At 63.1% G+C, this 21,600-nt stretch carries 20 protein-coding genes; 4 read left to right on the forward strand and 16 right to left on the reverse strand.

What is annotated here, in order from left to right:
• Nucleotides 1-13 precede the first annotated feature (13 nt).
• Complete coding sequence (locus tag FJ546_RS00170) at nt 14-1,345, reverse strand: dihydroorotase (RefSeq protein ID WP_181167760.1); 1,332 nt, start codon at nt 1,343-1,345, stop codon at nt 14-16.
• Between the two features lie 75 nt (nt 1,346-1,420).
• Here FJ546_RS00170 and FJ546_RS00175 point away from each other — a divergent pair, with 75 nt between their 5' ends.
• The 3 genes from FJ546_RS00175 to FJ546_RS00185 all read left to right on the forward strand — a co-directional run bounded on the left by FJ546_RS00175 (nt 1,421) and on the right by FJ546_RS00185 (nt 5,123).
• Complete coding sequence (locus tag FJ546_RS00175; protein WP_140887169.1) at nt 1,421-2,281, forward strand: folate-binding protein YgfZ; 861 nt, start codon at nt 1,421-1,423, stop codon at nt 2,279-2,281.
• Complete coding sequence (locus tag FJ546_RS00180) at nt 2,281-2,916, forward strand: HD family hydrolase (protein ID WP_140887170.1); 636 nt, start codon at nt 2,281-2,283, stop codon at nt 2,914-2,916. Before FJ546_RS00175 ends, FJ546_RS00180 begins: the two co-directional genes overlap by 1 nt.
• A gap of 65 nt (nt 2,917-2,981) precedes the next feature.
• Nucleotides 2,982-5,123 (forward strand): EAL domain-containing protein, encoded by a 2,142-nt coding sequence (locus tag FJ546_RS00185; RefSeq protein ID WP_140887172.1) that lies wholly within the window; start codon nt 2,982-2,984, stop codon nt 5,121-5,123.
• A 9-nt stretch (nt 5,124-5,132) separates the two neighbouring features.
• Here the strand turns inward: FJ546_RS00185 and FJ546_RS00190 are convergent, their stop codons facing one another.
• Nucleotides 5,133-6,023 carry a fatty acid desaturase family protein gene (locus FJ546_RS00190; protein WP_140887173.1) on the reverse strand — a complete coding sequence of 297 codons (891 nt, stop codon included), beginning with the start codon at nt 6,021-6,023 and terminating at the stop codon, nt 5,133-5,135.
• Nucleotides 6,024-6,136: 113 nt separating this feature from the next.
• Between FJ546_RS00190 and FJ546_RS00195 the strand changes: the two genes are divergently transcribed.
• Entirely contained in the window at nt 6,137-7,051 is a 915-nt protein-coding gene (locus FJ546_RS00195; RefSeq protein WP_140887175.1) for a LysR substrate-binding domain-containing protein, read from the forward strand.
• 18 nt (nt 7,052-7,069) lie between these two features.
• On the opposite strand, the gene FJ546_RS00200 is transcribed toward FJ546_RS00195, so the two are convergent.
• The 14 genes from FJ546_RS00200 to FJ546_RS00265 all read right to left on the reverse strand — a co-directional run bounded on the left by FJ546_RS00200 (nt 7,070) and on the right by FJ546_RS00265 (nt 21,584).
• A complete protein-coding gene (locus tag FJ546_RS00200) occupies nt 7,070-7,342 on the reverse strand; it encodes a DUF3303 family protein (protein WP_140887176.1) in 273 nt (90 codons plus the stop codon).
• Nucleotides 7,343-7,362: 20 nt separating this feature from the next.
• On the reverse strand, nt 7,363-8,826 hold the full coding sequence (locus FJ546_RS00205; protein WP_140887178.1) for a RimK family protein: 1,464 nt from the start codon (nt 8,824-8,826) through the stop codon (nt 7,363-7,365).
• Nucleotides 8,823-9,929, reverse strand: coding sequence for a peptidase C39 family protein (locus tag FJ546_RS00210; protein ID WP_140887179.1), 1,107 nt, complete (start codon nt 9,927-9,929; stop codon nt 8,823-8,825). The genes FJ546_RS00205 and FJ546_RS00210 overlap by 4 nt, the downstream gene beginning before the upstream one ends.
• Nucleotides 9,930-10,137: 208 nt before the next feature.
• Complete coding sequence (locus tag FJ546_RS00215; protein ID WP_140887181.1) at nt 10,138-10,929, reverse strand: anti-sigma factor; 792 nt, start codon at nt 10,927-10,929, stop codon at nt 10,138-10,140.
• Nucleotides 10,926-11,444, reverse strand: a complete 519-nt coding sequence (locus FJ546_RS00220; protein ID WP_140887183.1) for an RNA polymerase sigma factor — start codon at nt 11,442-11,444, stop codon at nt 10,926-10,928. Before FJ546_RS00220 ends, FJ546_RS00215 begins: the two co-directional genes overlap by 4 nt.
• 161 nt (nt 11,445-11,605) lie before the next feature.
• A complete protein-coding gene (locus tag FJ546_RS00225; protein WP_140887184.1) occupies nt 11,606-14,356 on the reverse strand; it encodes a DUF2339 domain-containing protein in 2,751 nt (916 codons plus the stop codon).
• Between the two features lie 185 nt (nt 14,357-14,541).
• Nucleotides 14,542-15,303: a DNA repair protein RecO gene (gene recO / locus FJ546_RS00230; RefSeq protein ID WP_140887186.1), complete on the reverse strand. Its 762-nt coding sequence runs from the start codon at nt 15,301-15,303 to the stop codon at nt 14,542-14,544.
• 305 nt (nt 15,304-15,608) lie between these two features.
• Nucleotides 15,609-16,778 (reverse strand): porin, encoded by a 1,170-nt coding sequence (locus tag FJ546_RS00235; RefSeq protein ID WP_140887187.1) that lies wholly within the window; start codon nt 16,776-16,778, stop codon nt 15,609-15,611.
• A 668-nt stretch (nt 16,779-17,446) separates the two neighbouring features.
• Entirely contained in the window at nt 17,447-18,379 is a 933-nt protein-coding gene (gene era, locus FJ546_RS00240; RefSeq protein WP_140887189.1) for a GTPase Era, read from the reverse strand.
• Entirely contained in the window at nt 18,364-19,077 is a 714-nt protein-coding gene (gene rnc, locus FJ546_RS00245) for a ribonuclease III (RefSeq protein ID WP_140887191.1), read from the reverse strand. The genes era and rnc overlap by 16 nt, the downstream gene beginning before the upstream one ends.
• A 4-nt stretch (nt 19,078-19,081) precedes the next feature.
• A complete protein-coding gene (lepB, locus tag FJ546_RS00250) occupies nt 19,082-19,831 on the reverse strand; it encodes a signal peptidase I (RefSeq protein ID WP_140887193.1) in 750 nt (249 codons plus the stop codon).
• 77 nt (nt 19,832-19,908) lie between these two features.
• Nucleotides 19,909-20,322, reverse strand: coding sequence for a holo-ACP synthase (acpS, locus tag FJ546_RS00255; protein WP_140887194.1), 414 nt, complete (start codon nt 20,320-20,322; stop codon nt 19,909-19,911).
• Nucleotides 20,319-20,918, reverse strand: a complete 600-nt coding sequence (locus FJ546_RS00260) for a DUF2062 domain-containing protein (protein ID WP_140887196.1) — start codon at nt 20,916-20,918, stop codon at nt 20,319-20,321. Before FJ546_RS00260 ends, acpS begins: the two co-directional genes overlap by 4 nt.
• Nucleotides 20,919-21,182: 264 nt before the next feature.
• Nucleotides 21,183-21,584: a VOC family protein gene (locus FJ546_RS00265; RefSeq protein WP_140887198.1), complete on the reverse strand. Its 402-nt coding sequence runs from the start codon at nt 21,582-21,584 to the stop codon at nt 21,183-21,185.
• Nucleotides 21,585-21,600: the final 16 nt, after the last annotated feature.

Genomic DNA, 21,600 nt, shown 5'->3' on the forward strand with positions numbered 1-21,600 from the left:
GGGGAAAGGAGGCTCAGACGACAAGGGCCTCGGAAAACTCCACCGCCCTGCCCTGCCCAGGCGTGACGATTTCGCCGTCCCACATGACGCGGCGGCCGCGAATGACAGTGCCGACCGGCCAGCCGGTCACTTCCTTGCCGTCATAGGGCGTCCAGCCGGCCTTGGAGCCGGCCTGCGCATTGGTGATGGTCTCGCGCCGCTTCATGTCCACTACCGTGAAGTCGGCGTCGTAGCCGGCGGCGATGCGGCCTTTTCTGGCCATGCCGAAAATGCGCTGCGGGCCGTGGCTGGAGAGGTCGACGAAGCGCTGCAAGGTCAGCCGGCCTGCGTTGACATGGTCGAGCATGATCGGCACCAGCGTCTGCACACCGGTCATGCCCGAGGGCGAGGCCGGATAGGGTTTTGCCTTTTCGGCCAGCGTGTGCGGTGCGTGATCGGAGCCGAGCACGTCGACGATGCCTTGCTCGATGCCGTGCCAGACGCCATCGCGGTGGCGGGAGGCACGCACCGGCGGGTTCATCTGGATCAGCGTGCCGAGCCTGAGATAGTCGTCGGCGCTCAGCGTCAGATGGTGCGGCGTCGCTTCGCAGGTCGCGACGTCCTTGTGCTGTTCGAGGAACAAGATTTCCTCGGCGGTCGAGATGTGCAGGACATGGATGCGGGCGCGAACGTCGCGCGCAATGCGCACCAGCCGTTCGGTGCAGCGCAGGGCGGCGATCTCGTCGCGCCAGACCGGATGCGATGACGGCTCACCCTCGATGCGTTCGCCAAGGCGCTCGCGCAGCCGGAACTCGTCCTCCGAATGAAAGGCGGCACGGCGGCGGGTGTTCCGCAGGATCGCGGCGACGCCCTCATCATCCTCGACCAGCAGGTCGCCGGTGGACGAACCCATGAAAACCTTTATGCCCGCGGCGCCCGGCAGCCGCTCGAGCTCGCCGACATCCCTGGCGTTGTCGCGGGTACCGCCGACCCAGAACGCGAAGTCGCAATGCATGCGCCCGCTGCCGCGCCGCACCTTGTCGGCCAGCGTTGCCTCGCTGGTGGTCAACGGATTGGTGTTGGGCATCTCGAACACCGCGGTGACGCCGCCAAGCACCGCCGCCCGCGAGCCGGTTTCCAGATCTTCCTTGTGCTCCAGTCCCGGCTCGCGAAAATGCACCTGGCTGTCGATGATGCCCGGCAGGATGTGCAGGCCGCGACAGTCGATCGTCTCGCCGGCCGAGGCCTGGCGGAGATCGCCTATTGCGGCGATGCGTCCATTCTTCACGCCGATATCACGTGCCCCCTCGCCATCATGGTTGACCACTGTGCCGCCTGTCAGGATGAGGTCGTAGGTCATGGCCATGCTCTCTTGCGGGGGGAGTGTCAGCGGCTTACGTAATGGCCAACCGTTTTGCAAGATCAGGCTTTTATCCTCCCCATGCCCTCTGCCCTGCTGAAAGACCGCGCACTCATCTCCGTCTCCGGCCCGGATGCCGAGCACTTTCTACAAAACATCCTGACCACAGATCTCGATACGCTCGGCGCCGGCGAAGCCAAGCCGGGCGCGTTGTTGACGCCGCAAGGCAAGATCCTGTTCGACTTCCTGATCTCGCGTGCCGGCGAAAACGCCTTCCGCTTGGAATGCCGGACCGACATTTCAGATGATTTCATTCGCCGGCTGATGCTCTACAAGCTTCGCGCCAAGGTCGAGATTGCCAAGTCGGAACAGTCCCTTGTCGCTGTTGCGTGGGGAAAAGAGTCAATCGCCTCAGAAAATGATTCAACCGCGTTTGCCGATAAGCGCTTTGCCAAGGAAAGCGTCACACGCACTTATGCCGGCATTGCGGATGCCGGCGACATCGCTGCATGGCAGGCCTTCCGCATCGCCCATGGCATCGCGGAGAGCGGTGCCGACTATGCGTTGGGCGACGCCTTCCCGCATGACGTGCTGCTCGACGAGACCGGCGGCATCGGCTTCAAGAAAGGCTGCTATGTCGGCCAGGAAGTGGTCTCGCGCATGCAGCACCGCGGCACCGCCAGGCGACGTGTGCTGATCGTCCAAGCTGGGCTTGCCTTGCCTGCCTCCGGCACCGAACTCACCGTCGAGGGCCGGCCGGTCGGCACGCTCGGCTCGAGCGCCGGCGACATCGGGCTTGCCATTGCCCGCATCGACAGGGTCAAGGCGGCGCTCGACGCCGGCCAGCCGATCCTGGCTGGCGATGTGCCGGTGACGATGGCCATTCCCACCTGGGCCAAGTTCGGTTTTCCGCAGGAAACCGTCAGCGCGGAGGAAGCCTGATGGCGGCGGACCGCACCGGGGCGCCGCCGCGCGCCTGGCAGCGCATGCTGTCCGGCCGCCGGCTCGACCTGCTCGACCCCTCGCCGCTCGACATCGAGATTTCCGACATTGCCCATGGGCTTGCCCGCGTCGCCCGCTGGAACGGCCAGACCAGCGGCGAGCATGCGTTTTCGGTCGCCCAGCACTCGCTGCTGGTCGAAGCCCTGTTCAACGATCTGGTGCCTCAGGCTTCTGCCACCGACCGGCTCGCGGCGCTGCTGCACGATGCGCCTGAATATGTCATCGGCGACATGATCTCGCCGTTCAAGTCGGTGATGGGCGGCAGCTACAAGGACTGCGAATTGCGCCTGCAGCGCGCCATCCATCAACGCTTTTCGCTGCCTCCCGAACCGGCCGCGGCGGTGCGCAGGGACATCAAGCGCGCCGACCAGATCGCCGCCTATTTCGAGGCAACGCTGCTTGCCGGCTTCTCGACCGCCGAAGCGACCGAATTCTTCGGCCGTCCGCGCGGTTTCTCCGCCGAGCGCTTCGATTTCACACCACGCTCGGTCACCTGGGCGCAGGATGCCTTCCTGAAGCGGTTTTCGGCGCTTGAAAAGTCGCGGCATCCCGTTGCGACATCGGCGGTAGGGTAGAGAACGCTAAATTAACCGGAAACGGCAACAGTGTGGTGTTCGATCACGCACCGCAGGGGCGCATCATGCCCGTCGTGGATGTCAAGGATGGTTCGATCGTCCCGGAGCGGGCGGCCGAAGGCGTGGAGCGCTCTCGCCACATGGAAGACGAGTTGCGCGAACAGAACGAGCGCTTTTCCGCCGCTGTCGAGAACATGTCGCATGGTTTGTGCATGTTCGATGCCGACGAACGCCTGATCATCTGCAACGGCAACTACATCAACATCTTCTGCCTCGACGCCAAGCTGGTACGACCGGGCATCCGCTTCGTCGACATCCTGCGGCACAGCGTCGACATCGGCATCGCCTCGCAAAGCGCCGACGAGCTCTATGCCATTCGCAAACCCTATATCGACCAGGCGAAACCCTCGACCTACGAAGAAACGCTGTCGGACGGTCGCATCATCAACATCTCGCACCGCCCGCTGGCCCTCGGCGGTTGGGTCTCGATCTACGAGGACATTACCGAACAGCGGCGCGCCGAGCAGGACCTCAAGGAGCAGCATCGCCGTTTCGACGCGGCACTCGCCAACATGTCGCAAGGCCTGCTGATGTACGACGCCGACGGCAAGATGATCGTGCGCAACCGGCGTTTTCTGGAGCTCTACAACGTCACCGCGGCGGACTTTCCGCTTGGAACGACGCATCGCGACGCGCTCGAAAAACTGCTGGAACTCGGCATCTACCAGAAGATCGACGTCGAGAGCGAAGTCGCCAAGACCGAAGCCTGCCTGATGGCGGCAAAAATGCACGAGGCCTATCGCTATCTAACCGACGGCAGGACGATTCTGGTCACGCGCCAGCCGATGAGCGGCGGCGGCTGGGTGGTGACCTTCGACGACGTCACCGAACGTCGACGCACCGAAGAGCGCATGATCCATCTTGCGCATCACGACACGCTGACCGGACTGCCCAATCGCTCGATGTTCCGCGAACGGCTCGACCTGGCGCTGGAGGATGCGGCGGCGCCGCCGTTGGCGATCTTCTCGCTCGATCTCGACCGCTTCAAGGCGATCAACGACACCTGGGGACATCCCGCCGGCGACTGGCTCCTGAAAAGCGTCGCCGAAAGGCTGCAGCGTTGCCTGCGCAACGAGACAGACGTCGTCGCCCGCTTCGGCGGCGACGAGTTCGTCGTCATGCAGTTCAACTCGAGGGGCATCGCCGATGCTGAAAAACTGGCGAAGCGCATCGTCGAGGCCATCGCAAAACCGTTTCGCGACAAGAGCCGGGATATGCATATCGGCATCAGCCTGGGCATTGCCGTTTTCCCTGAAGATGGCAAGGACGCCGATACGCTGCTGAAAAACGCCGATACGGCGCTCTATCGGGCCAAGAGCGAAGGAAGAAACCTCTATCGCTTCTTCGAGCCCGCGATGGATGCCATCGTGCAGGCCCGGCGGGCGCTCGAGGTCGACCTCGACGCGGCGCTGCCGCGCCATGAGTTCGATCTCGATTTCCAGCCCATCATGAACATCGCCTCCGGCGAGATCATCGGCGCGGAGGCCTTGATGCGCTGGCATTCCCCGGCGCGCAGCACTGTCGCGCCGGACGCGTTCATTCCCGTCGCCGAAGAGACCGGCCTGATCGTGCCGCTCGGCGAGTGGGCACTGAGGAAGGCCTGCGCGGCGGCGGCCAGCTGGCCGCCCGGCCTGCGCATCGCGGTCAATGTCTCGGCGGTGCAGCTCAAAAGCGGCGGGTTTGCCCGCAGCGTCATCTCGGCCCTGGCCTTCTCAGGCGTGCCGGCCGGACAGCTGGAGCTGGAAATCACCGAAACCGTGCTGATGGACGAGAGCAAGGCCGTGCTGAAGACGCTGCGGCAGTTGCGCGATCTCGGCATCCGCATCGCGCTGGATGATTTCGGCACCGGCTATTCCTCCCTCGGTTATCTCAGGCGTTTCCCGGTCGACAAGATCAAGATCGACCGCTCCTTCATCCGCGATATCGGCAATCGCGATACGGCGGCGATCGTCCGCACCATCATTGGGCTCGGCAACGAGCTTGGCATTGTCGTCACAGCCGAGGGCGTCGAGACCGAGGTGCAACTCGACATGCTGCGCGACAATGGCTGTGCCGAGGCGCAAGGCTATCTGATCGGTGTCCCCTCGAAGGCAGCGGACATCCAGCGTCTGTTGAAGGCGCGTGCGCTACGCAGCCAGACCGGCTGATGGCATCGGTCAATTCAGCGTTTCGATATATTTCTCGTGGAAGCTGACATAGCCGGGCTCGACCACCTTCAGGTGCCGCTCGATCAGCGCGTGAAACTGCGGCAGTTGATGAAACGGCACGCCGGGATAGGCGTGATGCTCGGCATGGAACGGCATATTCCAGGCGAGCTTGCGCACCATCCAGTTGGTCAGCGTGGTTCTCGTATTCTCCAGCATGTTGGCCACGAACGGACAGCGGCCGTGCTCGGCGAGCAGATAGAGGCGCAGAAACGGCTGCCCCAACAGAGCGGGAATGATCCAGACATAGAGAAGCACGGAGAGCCGGAAATAGGCGGCGAGCAGAAGGACGACGGCGTAGAAGGCAATCATGGCGCGCGCTTCGGCCCGCACCTTGGGCCGGCCTTTCGGGGGCACGTAGCTTTCCTGGCTGCCGCCAACCGCATTGGCGTAGAGCGTCTTGAAATGACCCCACCACAGCGGGATGCCGGAAACATGCACGAGATACTGCCTTAGCGTTTCCGGCTTAGGAAACGCCAGCTCCGGATCATTTTGGGGATCCTGTGTGAAGCGGTGATGGGCGAAATGGAAATAGCGGAACCAGTCGGCCGGCAGCGCCAGCGCCAGGCTGCATACGCGCGCTACGGCATCGTTCAGCCATTGGGTGTTAAAGGCCGTGCGATGAACCGTCTCGTGCAGCAGCGTGAACAGGAAGACGATCAGGATGCCTTGCGGCAGCATCAGCAGCGGCCAGAATGGCACTTTCGCGGCGATCAGCGATCCGATGATCGCAATCGCTCCCCAATGGGCGCCGAGCCGAACGAGACCGGCAGCGTTGGACTTGGCGGTCAGGCGACGGCGCTCTTCCGGGGTAAGTGACGCGATGATGTCGCGATGATCCATCGGTTCCGATCCAGGCTGGCGATTTGATAAGACCCACTCTAGCTGGTGAAAAAGCTTTCCAAAAACGACGATTCCTGCGATTTGGATAAGCTCACCTTATCTATCTGGCGACCATGGTCACATCTCCATCGCTCAAAGGACTTCAGGCTTTCGAGGCCGCGGCGCGCAAGGGCAGCTTCGCCGCGGCGGCGGAAGAGCTTTCGGTCTCGGCCGCCGCCGTCAGCCAGCTTATCCGCACCGTCGAGGAACAGATGGGGCGCAAGCTGTTTCATCGGGTCAACCGCAAGGTTGTGCTCACCGAGGCCGGCGTGGAGATGCTGCCGCGGCTGACCATGGCCTTTCAGGAAATCGGCAGTGTCTCGCGCGAATTGGGCGGCGACGCTTTCCGCCCGCGCCTGGTGGTGTCGGTGCCGCCTTCGATGGCCATGGGTTGGCTTTCGCAGCGTCTGGCGGGCTTCGTCGCAAGCCACGGTGCCGCCGACATCTCGCTGCGCGGCGACGACGACCCGGTGCCGTTCGACCGTGAACTGATCGACATCAGGCTCTCCTACGGTCCGCACTATCGCGAGCACCCGACCGAGGACATCACCCGGGACGCCGTCTATCCGGTCTGCGCACCGGGGCTTGCCAGCGTGATCAAGGCGGACGACAGTCCACTCGCCGGGTTGCCTCTGATCCACACCGACTGGGGACCGACGGGCGCCTCGTTTCCGTCCTGGCGCAACTGGTTCGAGGCTGAAGGTGCCCAGCCCGGACGGGCGCAGCGGGGCCTATCGGCCAACTCGTCGCGCGCCGCCCTCGACCTTGCCATTTCGGGGCTGGGCGTCACACTGGCGCAAGGGGTCTATTGTGCCGAAGCGGTGGAGGACGGCAGGCTGGTCCGACCCGCCGCCGGGGCGATCGCGCTGCGCCAGCCCTATTGCCTGACCATTCCGGAGCGCAGCGCCAGGCGCGATGTCGTGGCGGCGTTCCGCGATTGGCTTATAGAGGAATGCCGGCGTGCTGTGGGTTCGCCGGCGCTGCGGTGATCTGTCAGGCTCCCGTGGTCAGAGGTGCCCGCTCAAGGCCGCCACCATGTCCTTGTTCGTCGCCACCGGAACAATCTCGAACTCGACCAGATCAGCCCATTCGATCACCCAGCGCTGCAGCAGCGTGACGTCGTCCGTCTCCACCAGCAGGAAGCAGCGGCTCATATCCGCGGCGATCCAGCTGTTGTGCACAACAAGCTCCTCCGGCTTCAGGCGGCCCCGATCGCGGAAGCGGCGGTAGATATCCTTGCGGTCGCAGCCGGTGAAATCCTCGATCACGATGAACTGCATGTCTTCCCCTTGGTTGACCGTTACCGCCCCGGCCGGTCGAGCCGCTCCAGGAACCACTGCGTCAGCCGCACCCAGACCTCGTCCTTCTCGCCGGAATCCTCCCAGCCATGGTCGAGATTTGGGTTGTCGTTGACCTCGATGACGAAGACGCCGTCCTTGGTCTCCTTGAGGTCGACGCCGTAGAGGCCGTCGCCGATGCAGCGCGCCGCCTTGACCGCCGTCTCGACGACATGGGCCGGCGTCTCCTTCAACGTGAAGGTCTTGATGCCACCCTGGTCGGGCTTGCCATTGGCCTTGTGGTTGACGATCTGCCAGTGCTTCTTGGCCATCAGGTAGTGCACGGCAAACAGCGGCTGGCCGCCGAGCACGCCGACGCGCCAGTCATATTCGGTCGGAATGAATTTCTGCGCGATGAGAAGGTCGGAATCCTCCAGCCACTCGGTCGCAAGCCGTGTCAGTTCCTCGATATTCTCGCATTTCTTGACGCCGCGCGAGAAGGACGAATCCGGGATCTTCAGCACCAGCGGGAAGCCCAGCGTCTGCGCTGCCAGTTCGAAGTCGGAGCTGCCGGCGATCATCACGGTCGGCGGCACCGGCACCTTGTTGTAGGCCATCAGCTCGTTGAGATAGACTTTGTTGGTGCAGCGGATCATCGACAGCGGATCGTCGATGACGGGCATGCCTTCCTGCTGGGCGCGGCGGGCGAAACGATAGGTGTGGTTGGAGATCGAGGTGGTCTCGCGGATGAACAGCGCATCGTAGTTCGCAAGCTTGGCAAGGTCCTTCCTGGTGATGGGCTCGATTTCGACGCCCATCTTTTCGGCGATCTTGGCCCAGTAGCGCAGCGACGAGATTTCCGACGGCGGCAGTTCCTCGTGCGGATCGACCAGCGTGGCGAAGGTGTAGCGCGCCGGCGTGCGCCCCTTGGTGTCGCGCCATTCGCGGTTGGTGTAGGTCTCCAGGCACTGGATGAAGCTTTTTTCCTCATCCTCGGTCATGCGCGCCAGCGGATGGAAGCCGATCTTGCGGATCGAGGCCCATTCGGCGCTGTCCTTGATGTGGACCTCGAGCGCCGGCGCCCGGAACCAGTCGAACAGGAGCTTGGCGAAACGGTCCCAGACTTTCGACGGGCCGATACCGAAGAAGATGCACACCTTGGCCGGAAAGGCGCCGCCGAGGTCCTTGCGGCATTTGTTGAGCGCCAGTTCCAGTTCCGGCAGCGCATGTTCGTAGAGCTTGCGTTCGGACAGGTCGATCATCGTCTCGACGGTCGGAATGACCTTGTGGCCGCGCGAACTCGCCAGCAGCGAGGCATAGTAGCCGCGGCTCTGGTAGCCGTAATTGTTCGACAGGTTGATGACCTTCGGCCGCTGGCCGCGAAATAGCGACGGATGCGCGAGATAGTCGCGATTGGTGATGATCTTGTGCGGTGTCGCCACCTGGTCGAGATCGCTCTGCCGGCCGGTAAGGATGACCCAGGTCATTGTGTGTCGCGCTTCCCCAGAGTGATGGCGGCACGCAGTCCGTCGCGGCCGAACTGCGCCATGTTCATGAAGATGCCGTAGGGCACGGGAATGTTGGCGGCATCAAGGATGGTTTCCTGCCTTTCGTCCTCGACCCAGGGGTCATGGATCAGAATATGATCGCCGTCGTCGCCGATGGCCAGCACCCAGTGCGGCACCTTCTTGCCGAACATCAGGAAGCCGCTGATCAGCACCAGCACCAGTTTTCCCGCGGCGATCGCGATTCTGATGTCATCTATGGTGAACGGGCGGTAATTCACCGGGATGCCGTAAAGTTCCGCGCGGCGGCGAAAGTCGACCTGGGCCAGTTCCATCACGCGGCGCTTATCCTCGCTGCGCACCGATTGCAGGAACAGCGCGCCGTAGAAGGAAACGAAGATCTCCGCCGCGAGTCCGCTTTCATAACCCGAGACAGCCAGGCCGAATGGTTCGCAGCCGCCCGGCCCCGACATCATGAAGACAGTCGTGGCCTCGCGCCAGAGGCGGATTTCCATCACCGGATCGGGCACGAAGTCGCGGTCGAAATTGGCCATGGCCATCATCAGGCAGCATGGGCCGCAGGTGAACTCGCAGGTCTGCTGGTAGAACGGTACCCTTGTGGCGACCGGAAGGTCGCCGCGCAGGGTTTTCTCATAACGAAGCGCGGTCGCGCCGTCCTCGTAATAGCCAGGCTCGCGGCCAATCTTGCGGTAGCCGGCCTGCTCGTAGATGCGGATGGCGCGGCCGTTGTCCTCGCGCACTTCGAGACGCAGCATCATGCGGTCGTGCCCGAAGGCCGCCTCCTCCGCCGCGGTCAAAAGCTGGCGCCCGATGCCGAGCGCGCCGAAAAATGGGCCGACGGCTATGGAATAGAGCCGCGCCACCCCACTGCCCTTGCGAAACAGCACGATCGCGTAGCCCGCGACGCGGCCGTCGAGCTCGGCGACCAGCGTCTCGGCCGTCTCGCGCTCGATGAACTGGCGAAAGGAGCGACGGGAAATGCGATCGCTCGAGAAAACGGCTTTCTCGATGGCGGCGAGATCATCGACGTCAGACGCGCGGGCCGTGCGGATCTCGGCAGGCATGCGACTTGAGAAAACCTCGATTGCGTTGCGGAAACGGCCCCGGTCAAAAGCGTCGCAAACACCGGCCGAAGCGCCGGTATTCATCAAGCGCTATCGCTCCTTGATTAGGGCCGAATTGTGACAGTTTCCGCCGCGGCAAGGAAGCTCGCCGGCTTTGAACGGGATCGCTGTTTTGATAGGCCACCGGCTGCGAACAATTGCAACCAACTCAGCTCGCGAGGCCTGCCAGAAGCTGGCCGTAGGCATTCTTGGCCACGACCGCCAATTGCTCGCGCGGCAGCGAGCCGACGACGGCGCAGCCATAGCCCTTGTCCAGCCAGTAGACGGCCTGCGGGCCGTCCTGCGCCGAAGCATAAGTGCCCTTGGCATTCTCCGCCGATTCCGCGGTGACGAAGAGGGATATGCGCTCGCCCTTGTCGTCCTCGTAGAGCAGCATCGCGGCCTTGCTGTCGCCGGCCGGCAGCAAGCGGCCGCCAACCAGTTGGAAGCCGTTCGCGGTCAGGTCCGGCGCCACCAGCTTCAGCCCGATCCGGTTGGACAGCCAGGTTTGCAGATGATCCTTGTCGCTGGCCGGCACTTCCACGGCATGCCGCTTCTCGGCGGCGTAGATGACATGGGCGGCAATCGCCTGTTCGGCGAGCCGATCTTCCGCCGGATCCTCCTGTCGGATGCCATCCATGCCGGCAAAGTAGCCGCCAAAACCACCCGTGGCCAAAAGCACCGCGGCGGCAGCCGCAAGCCACCAGCGCGAGCGCGGCATCGCAGCCTTAACCGGCGCTTCGCCGAGCACCACCTTGCGCAAGCGCGCGGGAACAGGTTCATCCAGCACGCCGGCAAAGGCCGAGCGCAGCGCCTCCCGGTCGGCTGTGAAGCGGACGCTCCTGGCCTTCATCTCGGGATTGGCGTCGAGCCAGGCATCATAGGCGGCGCGCTCGTCGGCCGGCAGTTCGCCGTCGAGCGCCATATGGATGTCACGTTCTGAAAAATCGCGGCGGATCATTTCTCGACGATCCTTATCGCGCGGCGACGCGTCGTATCATCCAGCAAGCCGCGCAGCTCCTCACGCCCGCGCGCAATGCGCGACATCAGCGTGCCGGCGGGCACGCCCAGCATGTTGGCGGCCTCGGCATAGGAGAAGCCTTCGATGGCGACCATGACAAGGGCCGCTCGGCGATCGGGGCTGATCGCCTGCAGCGCGTCGATGATCTCGCGTGAAGCTATGCCGTCCAACTGCTCGGCCGGCTGGGCAACCGCCTCGCCCGCTTCCAGGGGCAGCATCGCCGCTTCGCCGCGACGGTTCACCTTGCGCATCTGGTCGATGAACAAATGATGCATGATCGTAAACAGCCACCTCCTGGGGCTTTCTCCCGTCTGCCAGTTGTCGAGCCGCATGAGTGCGCGCTCGAGGCAGTCCTGGACGAGGTCGTCGGCAGCATCCCGGTCGCGCAACAGCGAGCGTGCGTAGCGGCGCAGGCGCGGTATTTCGCCAAGGATTGCTGCCTTCTTTTCGTCCATGACCGCTGGTTCTGAAATCGCCCTTGTTGATCCCGATTCAACGCGCCTTCCCGGCGCGACGCAAGCGGCCAGCGCGAAGCGGTCCGCCGCCCCGGTCACCCAAGCAATGAGATAACGCTGGCGGGAGCCGGTTTATTCCCGGCTTGATTGAACGCCTGCCGTCATTGTTCGACGACCGGTATCTTCTCCCTCGCGGCCCTGGTCAAAAGTCGCTGGTAGAACAGGCCGATGCCGATCAGCACGGCGCCGAGGCCGATGAAGGACAGCGCCCTGAGTACGCCCTCCAGCTCCGACATGTCGAAGAGGAAGACCTTCAGCACGGCGATCGCGATCAACGCGGCCGAAGCAATGCGCAGCACCTGCGACTTCAGCCAGACGCCGGCGGTGAGCAGCGCCACGCCGATCACCAGCCAGAGCGCCGAATAGGTGTAGGTTTCCAGCTGGCCGAGCCCGCTCCACAGGCCGATGAACTCACCCTTGAACAGCCTTCTGACCGACAGGGTGGCATAGGCCAGCGCAAGCATGGCCGCCACCACCGCCAACATCTGCGCATACCATTTCGGCCGCTTGTCCCTGACATAGAGCGCCAGTCCGCCGGCGGCGACGGCCGGCAGGAGATAGGCGAGGAACAAAAGGTTGAAGACCGGAATCCGGCCGGTCGATTCGTCCGTAAACAGCGGATTGAGCACCATGAAGTGCCGGATGACGATCAGGGCGACCGAAACCACGCCCGCCGCCATTGAGCCATAGCGCAGCACCGAACTTGGCGAGCGCATGTCGATGGCGACCAGGATGGCGCCGGCGCCGATGGCAATCAGCGTGTAGATCGCCTGTTCGGCGAGCGTCATCGGACCCGTGTCGATGACGCCGCCATGCATGGCGTGACGCACCAGCATGGCAACGGCAAGCAGCGTAAACAGCGCCGCCGCCGCTTCCATGGCGAGGCGCGGCCGGCCATTGGTGGTGCGGGCGAGTTGCCAGGCGGCGAAGCCAAAGGCGAGCGCCGGGACGCCATAGCCCGGCAGCAGCCAGTTGAACACCGGTGTCGTCGACAGGAACTCCGCGCCGACGATGGTCGGATCGAAGGCGACTCGGCCGAGCACAGCGATCACGGCGCCAACCGAAATCCAGCCGAGCACCGGGTAGGAGCGCCAACGCGTAGCCAGCGCGGGCACTATGGCTCCTGCACCAAGCAGAATGGTGGTCCAGCCGGAATTGAAGGCCATGTGCAGCATCAAGAGGCCGGCGAGCGCCGCACCGACCAGAGCAAACGACACGGCCACCCCGCCCTTGAGCGAAGGCTCTTCGGCGCGCGCGATCCATTCGCCGCCTCCGGCGAAAACCACGACCAGCAGCGCGGCGACGGCGGCGTAGACAAAATCGCGGTCGAGATTGCCGAAGGTGAACCAGAGTGCCAGCAGGATGACCAACGGGACGATGACACCCGATGCCGCCCATGAGGCGGATCGAAACGAGGCAGATGCCGCGAATTTGCGGGCGGCCCACAAGCCCGCGCCGATGAAGACCAGGCCCAGCGCAATGCCGATGCGCAAGGTCAGGGTATTGGACGTCGCCACGGGCAAACCATCGACACCGAGAGCGCCGGCCGAAAAGTCGGACGCGATCGAGGTTGGCGGAATGATGCCGAGATAGATCATGACCGTTGCCAGTCCGGCAGCGTAAAGCAGCGGCAGCGCCAGCGGTCGATAAAGTGCGACGGCCACCATCGCCGCGAGGATCACGGCGCCCGGCAAGGCGTAGCCGGCCGCGACGAAGGCCGGGTCGACCGACAGGCCCAGTGCCGAGAAGGCAACGAACAGGCCAGGCACGATGGACGGCCAGTCGAAGGCCCTGGCGGTTTCGTCGCGATGGCGGCCGAGCCAGACAAAAGCGAGCACGGCCAGGGTGACGGCGTCGATGAACAGGATGGCGGAGAGGTTCGCGCCCGGCGCGTCGGTCATGTAAAGAATGGTCCAGATGCCGGTGCCGAAAAAGGCGGCCGCCATCAGCGCTTTCCAGTCACGCATGCGGGCGATGACAGCGGTGGTGGCAAGCACGATGGCGAGGTAGCCGAACAATGCCCAGGGATTGGGCGCCTGCGAGGCGATCAGCACCGGCGTCACCATGGCGCCGACAAGACCGATGCCGGCCAGCGCCTGGCCATGGACCAGGGCCGCCGCGATCGTCGCCACACCGATGGCCCCAAGCAGCGTGAAGGCAAGCGCCGGGCCGATGAAGCCGTAAATGCCATGGGCGGCATAGACGGTGCCGAACAGGATGAAGGCACCCGCCGCCGTCAGGATCGCCGGAATATAGGCGCCGGCGACGCCTTGCACCGGCACATTGAAGCCGGTGCGGCGGATGAACTCGCCGCCGGCAACCAATACCAGCCCGAGCACCCCTGCCATGGTGAGCCGCACGCCGGGGCCGAAAATGCCAGCCTCGATTGTGTAGCGGATCAGGAACAGGCCACCAAGCGCCAGCGCGATGCCGCCGACCCAGACCGCCCAGCGCGTGCCGAGTGCCGTCTCGATATCCTGCTTGCCGGGAGCCTTGGGGGCTGGAACCGGCTCGACAGGTTCTGCTGCCTTCGGAGCCTCGCCCGCGGACCAGGGGCCGGACACAGCCCCGCCAGCTGGAGCTTCCGTTTCTGCAGCCGGCGCCTGTACGACCGGCTCGCTGACCGCCGGCGCGGCGATATCGGCCGCAGCCGCTGCCATCGGCGCCGCGTCGGCCTTGCCCTCGGCCGCCATCTGTTCTGCCGGCTTGGCCACCGGCGGCACGGCACCTGAAAGGACGAGACTGCGCAGCGCGCCAAGCTCGCGTTCGATCAGACCGATGCGGCTTTGCTGACGCGAAATAATGACGAACAAGGCGATGATGGCGACAAGGCCAATCAGGCTTTCAAACATGGCGGTTCCCCCAAACCAGGCCAGTTTTCACTGACGTTTCATCTCACTGATATCCAAATGCCGCGGACTAAACGGCTGAAAAACTCGACGCGCCGCCAGATCGGCGGCTGGAACATGTCTCTGTGCCGAAAGCCAAGTGCTTGCCGCCGACCGACGAATCCGACCCCGATAAAATTCGACCTTCATCATGTGGCATTGTCTCCGGCAATGGCCTTGCGCGTCGCATGATGCTTGCGCAAGGCGGCGAGAAAGCCGGCGCGGGCATCGGGTTGTTCGATACCGCGCGGCTCATAGACATGCCGGGTAAAGAAGAAACCGGTGAGCCGGAAGGCATCCTCGATCGCGGCCGGATCTCCGCGCAGGCCGGAGCCGCGCTGCAAAAAGGCCGGCAGCGCCAGCATCTTGTCGCGCCATGGCGCGCCGGCTTCGCGCGACACAGCGCGGCCCGACTTCGGCGAGACATAGGCCAGGTCCTGCCTCGTGCCGGTGGCGGCGCACTGGCTGAGATCGAGCCCGAAGCCAAGTTCATCAAGGATCAGAAGCTCGAAGCGCGCCACCAGTTCGCCGGCAGCATCGGCATCGTCGAGATGGACGATCATCACGGAAAGCGCCTCGTAAAGGCCGCCATGGGCGTCACGCTCGGGCAAGAGGCGCAAATGCGCGGCCATGGTCTGCAGGCCGTAGACGGCAACGGCGCTGTCCATCAGCCTAGCAGCGTTCATCTCGATCGCCTCGGCCTGGAACGTGCCGAGATGCTCGTCAAGGCGCGCTCGCCACAAGAGATCGACGCGATTGCCGGGTTGGAGAACGGGTTGCTGCTTGCGCGAACGGCCGCCGCGCACGAGACCGAGATGGCGGCCATGCGCGCGGGTCATCACCTCGAGGATGGCGCTGGTTTCGCCATGCTTGCGGGTGCCGAGAATGATTCCCTCGTCGCGCCATTCCATGTCTGAGCTTTTCACCGATCGGGTGGCGAAATCAAGGTATGGGCCTGGCGCCTGGGCGGGCCCTTGCGACAACGCGTAAAAAAGCCGCCCGCAGCGATACGCTGCGGGCGGCCCAGACTGCTGACAAACCTCCGCACGTCTCGAAATCACCCAAGATTCACGGAACGTCTCAGATTCAGATCGCGAACAAACCGGAATCAAAACCCCTCGATTTTGACTGCTGTCAAAAACCGAGGGGTTTGTAATCAATCTGCAGCCGCCCGCAGCGATACGCTGCGGGCGGCCTGGTAAGGTCAGTCGATCGGTTAGAACGAGCGCTGGAAGCGGAGGATACCGCCGAGGCTGCTCTTCTTGTTGGCCTTGGTCCAATTGTTGAAGTCGACGTCGTCGAACTTCCCAGCGTTCAGGTAATCGACTTCGGCCGTGACCACAAAGCCGGGCACAACGGTATAGGCAACGTTGGCGGCGATGCCAAGGTTCTTCCAGTCGTCATAAGAGACCTGGGCGTTGAACGAAGTCTTGGCGTTGAACTTGTAGGTGCCGCCGCCCCAGACTGCCCAGTTGCCGCCCCACTGCTTGTAGAAGCCACGGCCTTTGGCATTAGTTGCATTGGTCGGATCGTTGAGGTTGTTGTCCGAACCATAACCACCCATGACGAACAGCGACAGTTCCTTGGTGACGTTGACGTCCAAACGAACCTTGCCGGCCACTTCTTCGTAGTTGCTGTCATAGGCGACAACACCGGTGATCGCGCCCCAGTCGGCCTTGTACTTCAGGCCGCCGACGACGTGTGGAACATAGCTGTCGATGGTGCCGACAGCACCGGCGCCTTCTTCGAGCGAGACCAACCCGGTCAGCCCGTTGCCCCCGTCGAAGTAGTACTGAACGACATTGCTCTCCTGCCCGCCATACGGAACCAGCGTATCCTGGATGACGTTGCCGGCGTAGCCGATGAACGTATCGAAAGCCGTATCGTCCTTGCCGACGCGCAGGCCACCGAGCTGAATCCACGCGAAACGCAGCGAGAGAGACTTGTTGCGGCCTTGCCAGTCGTTCGCACTTGAAGCGGCTTGATTGGAATAGTCGCCGCTGCTGTTGCCGTAGTTGAAGCGGGTCTCGGTATAGGTCTTAAGCGTACCGAGCTCGGTTTCCTGGCCGGTCCAGGTCTTCAGCGTGAAGCGGGTGTTCTTGTAATAGGTCGAATGAGTGGTGCCGGCGTCCTGATGATCCGGGACATGGTTGACACCATCGAGCGAGCCGGCATCGCCGACGCCGATGTCGTAACGGACATAGCCGCCGATGCGCAGGCAGGTTTCGGTGCCCGGAATATAGAAGTAGCCGGCGCCGTAGACGTCGCAGATCTTGACGTATTCAGCGGGTTCCGGTTCGGCGACGACGACGGCGTCCGCGGCGCGAGCGCCGGAGACCGCGATCAGGGCCGCGGCTGAGCCGAGAAGGAGGCTCTTGATGTTCATTTTCTGACCTCTCCAGTCATAGTTTAAATGGCTTCGGATTTGTGGCTGGCGGATATGTTTTCCCGCCTCACCCCCACAACGAAAAAGGCGCGCACCGCGTCCCCTTTTCGAGGCGAACATACCGATCAAACTTCCGCCTTCAATGACGGTTTTGAAAATAACGGCGATTCTTCGAACAGATTAATGCTGTGTTGCACAAATAACACTCGCCGTCATAGTTATCGGCACAATCGGCACAACGTCATATAATCAATATATATGCTGATAGTTTCTCGGCTAAATATGTTTTAAACAGATTACCATTCCACAAAACCCCATAAAACGGGACTTTTTGGCTATCTACGGCGACAATCGGCGGTTATTTTTCGTTCCATCTATCGTTGACTGGCATCCAATCCACATCGAGGCTGCGATGAACACCCACGCTGGTCGCTGGGTTGGCCTTATCAGCCAAAGGAATCGAAACGCACCGGCGCGCTGTCGCGTTCCCGATTTGCGGCGGTAGCGTTCTCGCTCTATGACAGTCACATGCCGGTGCGTGCCACCGGACAGGCTTTAGGGAGCCCAGCGCGACAGGTGCGCGCGAACGAGAACAAAGACGGTCGAGGAATCACGTCATGTCCAGCGCCTGCGGTCGGCCAGCGCCGCGTCGATGACACGCCAGGCCGCTAGTGCGGGAATTCGAGCCCCATCTCGCGGTAACGCTCGGGATCATCGCCCCAGTTCTCGCGCACCTTGACGAACAGGAAAAGGTGCACCTTCTGCTCGAGGATGCCCGCGATTTCCATGCGTGCGGCCTGGCCGATGGCGCGGATGGTCTCGCCCTTGTGGCCGAGCACGATCTTCTTCTGGCTGTCGCGCTCGACATAGATGGTCTGGTCGATGCGCACCGAGCCGTCCGGCTTCTCTTCCCATTTCTCGGTCTCGATATGCGAGGAATAGGGCAGTTCCTGATGCAGCCTGAGATACAGTTTTTCGCGGGTGATCTCGGCCGCCAGTTGCCGCATCGGCAGGTCGGAAATCTGGTCTTCCGGATAGTACCAGGGGCCGGCCGGCAGCGCCCGCGCCAGATAGTCGAGCAGATCCTTGCAGCCGGAGCCGGTCAGTGCGGAGACCATGAAGGTGCGCTTGAACGGCACTTTCTCGTTCGCTGCGGCGGACAGGGCCAGAAGCGTCTCATGCTTGACCCGATCGACCTTGTTGAGGATCAGCGCCATCGGCTGGCGCACATCCTTCAGCCGTTCGAGAATGGCGTCGGCGTCACCCCGGATGCCGCGCTCCGCATCGATCAGCAAAAGCACGATATCGGCATCCTTGGCGCCGCCCCAGGCGGTGGTCACCATCGCGGTGTCGAGGCGCCGCTTGGGTTTGAAGATGCCGGGCGTGTCGACGAAGACGATCTGCGCATTGTCATGCGTGGCGATGCCACGCACGATCGCACGCGTCGTCTGCACCTTGTGGGTGACGATCGACACCTTGGCGCCGACCAACTGGTTGACCAGCGTCGACTTGCCGGCGTTCGGCGCGCCGATCAGCGCGACGAAGCCGGAATGCGTGGTGGGGGTTTCAGCAGTTTCAATATCGGTCATGCCGCGTTCCATACACCTTCGCGCAGCAGAAGGGCAGCCGCGGCTGCCTGCTCCGCTTCACGTTTGGAACGGCCACTGCCGGTCGCCGGTTGAAATGCGCCGACCCTGACGCTGACGGTGAACAACGGATCGTGGTCCGGCCCCTCGCGGCTGTCGATCTGGTAGGCGGGAACCGCACTTGCCGCCTGATGCGCCCATTCCTGCAATTCAGTCTTGGCGTCGCGGCGCGCTGCACCGGAAGCCTGCGAACGCGGCTGCCAGTATTTGTGAATGAAGGCGCGCGCCGCGTCCAGCCCGCCATCGAGATAGAGCACGGCAATCAGCGATTCCAAGGCATCGGCGCGCAGATTGACGCGCTTGCGCCCCTCGAGCCCGCGCACGTCCGATCCGGCGCGGACCAGGTCCGGCAGCCCGATATATTCGGCGATCTCGGAAAGCGCCTCGGCATTGACCAGCGCATTGAGCCGCAGCGACAATTCGCCTTCCGCCGCATCGGGAAACGCCGCCAGCAGCATATCGGCAACGACCAAGCCGAGAACCCGGTCGCCGAGAAATTCGAAACGCTCGTAATCGGTGCCGGCATTGGCGCCGCGGGCGCTGGCGTGGGTCAGCGCGCGCTGCAGGCGCTGGCGGTCGGCAAAAGCATGGCCCGTGCGCTCCACCAGCGCTTCGGCGAGCGCATCGGCGGTCAACCGTTTTGTTGCCGCCATGACCCTAGTTGACGAAATGGAACAGGCGCGAAACGCGCATCAGCGACGGCCATTTCCAGATTTCGAGAGGGCTAGCCTTGCCGGCGATCGAGAAGAAGACGAGGTTGGCGCGGCCAACCAGGTTCTCGGCCGGAACGTAGCCGACGGTGAACCGGCTGTCGGCGGAATTGTCCCTGTTGTCGCCCATCATGAAATAGTGGCCGGGCGGCACGTCGAATTCGCGCGTGTTGTCGCCGATCGAATTCGGATTGAGGTCGAGCGTGTCGTAGCTGACGCCGTTGGGCAGGGTTTCCCGGTAGACGTCGATCGGCTGAGGCATTTCGGTGATATCGGGATTGTCGATCTGGCCGGTCTTGACGCGCGGCACGCCGACGCCGTTGATGAACAGCTGGCCATTCTTCATCTGGATCTTGTCGCCGGGCAGGCCGACCACGCGCTTGATGTAGTCGACGGACGGATCCGGCGGGAACTTGAACACCACAACGTCGCCGCGCTTGGGCGCGGAGCCCCAGATGCGGCCCGAGAAGAGATCAGGCCCGAACGGCAGCGAATAGCGCGAATAGCCGTAAGACCATTTGGTGACGAACAGATAGTCGCCTTCCAGGAGCGTCGGCCGCATCGATCCCGACGGGATCGAAAAAGGCTGAAACAACAGCGTGCGGATGACCAGCGCGAGCAAAAGCGCCTGGACGATGACGCTGACGGTTTCGCCAAGCCCGCCGGATTTCTTCTGGGATTTTTCAGCCACGCTCATGTCGTCCTCGATTGTGCGTTGGATGTATAGAGTCTCGGCGCGCGCTGGGCAACGTCAATGCCGGTCGTCAGATGCAATCAATGTGGCGCTTGTTCGACGGGCAGCGCCTCGATGATCACAAAGGCTTGAGCGAGCGGGAAATCATCGGTGATGGTGAGGTGGATCGCCGCCTTGTGCCCCGGGGGCAGGATTTTTTCGAGCCGTGCCAGCGCGCCGCCGGTCAGCGCCATGGTCGGCGCGCCGCTGGGCAGGTTGACGACGCCCATGTCGCGCCAAAACACACCTTGCGCCAGACCCGTGCCGAGGGCCTTGGCGCAGGCCTCCTTGGCGGCGAAGCGCTTGGCGTAGGAAGCGGCGCGGGCACGTCGGTTCTCCGAACGCGCCTGTTCGACCTCGGTGTAGATCCTCTGGACGAAGCGCTGGCCGTGACGCTCCAACGAGCTCTCAATGCGCCTGATATCGATCAGATCGCTGCCGATGCCGATGATCATCGCGTAGCGGAACCGATGCTTGCTCCGGGACGAGGCGGCTGCTCGCGGCGGCTTGCGCGCTCGGCCAGCCGCTTGCGCCTCTGCTCGCGAAAGGCATTCATGCCCCAGCGCGTGACACCGTAGAACAGGAGGCCAAACACCAGCCCGAGCGGCACGGCGCCGATCAGCATGGGTTCCAGCACGGGATGCCACAGTTTCGCGAAGGAAAGCGTGTGCAGCATCTCGCCCAGATGCGCCGGCGGACCATGCGCCGGCAGGCGATCGTGCAAGATGAGCTTGCCGGTTTCCCAGGATGCGCCCCACAGAATGGGAAAAGTCAGCGGATTGCCGAAGAAAACAGCGCCGAGTGCCGCCGCCACCAGATTGCCGGCGATCACCCAACACAGAACGGCGGCAATGATGAAATGGAAGCCCACGGGAAAGAATGAAGCGAAGACGCCAGCCGCCACACCGGCTGCCACCGCGTGCGGCGTGGCCTTCAGCCGCAGGATGCGCTTGGAGAAATACTGCAGCGAGCGCGAGAACGACCGGCGCGGCCACAGATAGGTGCGCACCCGCTCCAAAAGACCATCAGGCTTGCGGCGACGAAAAAGCACTCTCTTCCTATTCCCGATACTTTACAGCTTGCGTGCCGGCCGTCTTCAGCCGGGCTTAAACCGCCACATCTTGCGCTTTACGGTCACCCGAAGGCAATCGCGACTTTGATATAGCGATCCGCAAGCCCGACAACAACCGAAGGGTACCTGTATAGCGGCCGCGCCGCCATAATCTTTGGTAAGGTTCACGTCTCCAACACCTGACAATCGCTGCGAATTTGAGAATGGCTTTAGGCCTATCGTCGCAGCCGTATATCTGTGACACTACCGCAAGTACTGGCTGACTTCGACAAGATTGCCGTCCGGATCGCGGAAATAGACAGACATCATCGGACCGTGCGCCCCGATGCGTTCGACCGGTCCCAGTTCGAGCACAACGCCATTGGCTTCGAGACTGGCGCGGACTTCGTCGAGCGGTCGTTCGGTGATCAGGCAGAAATCGCCCGACCCTGGCGTCGGCGCCTTCGCCTTCGGCTCGAAGGTGCGGCTGATCTCGTGGACATTGATCTTCTGGCCGCCAAAAGCCAGCGCTGTCGGCCGGCCCGGCGTATCGATACGCTCGAAACCCAGCACGCGCTGGTAAAAGGCGCAGGTCGCTTCGAGCGACGCCACCGTCAGCACGAAATGATCGATCCCGACGATCATTTCGTATTTGCCTTCACGCATGTCGTCACTCCCAAAA

It is taken from the genome of Mesorhizobium sp. B2-4-19 (assembly GCF_006441315.1).
Taxonomy (GTDB): Bacteria; Pseudomonadota; Alphaproteobacteria; order Rhizobiales; family Rhizobiaceae; genus Mesorhizobium.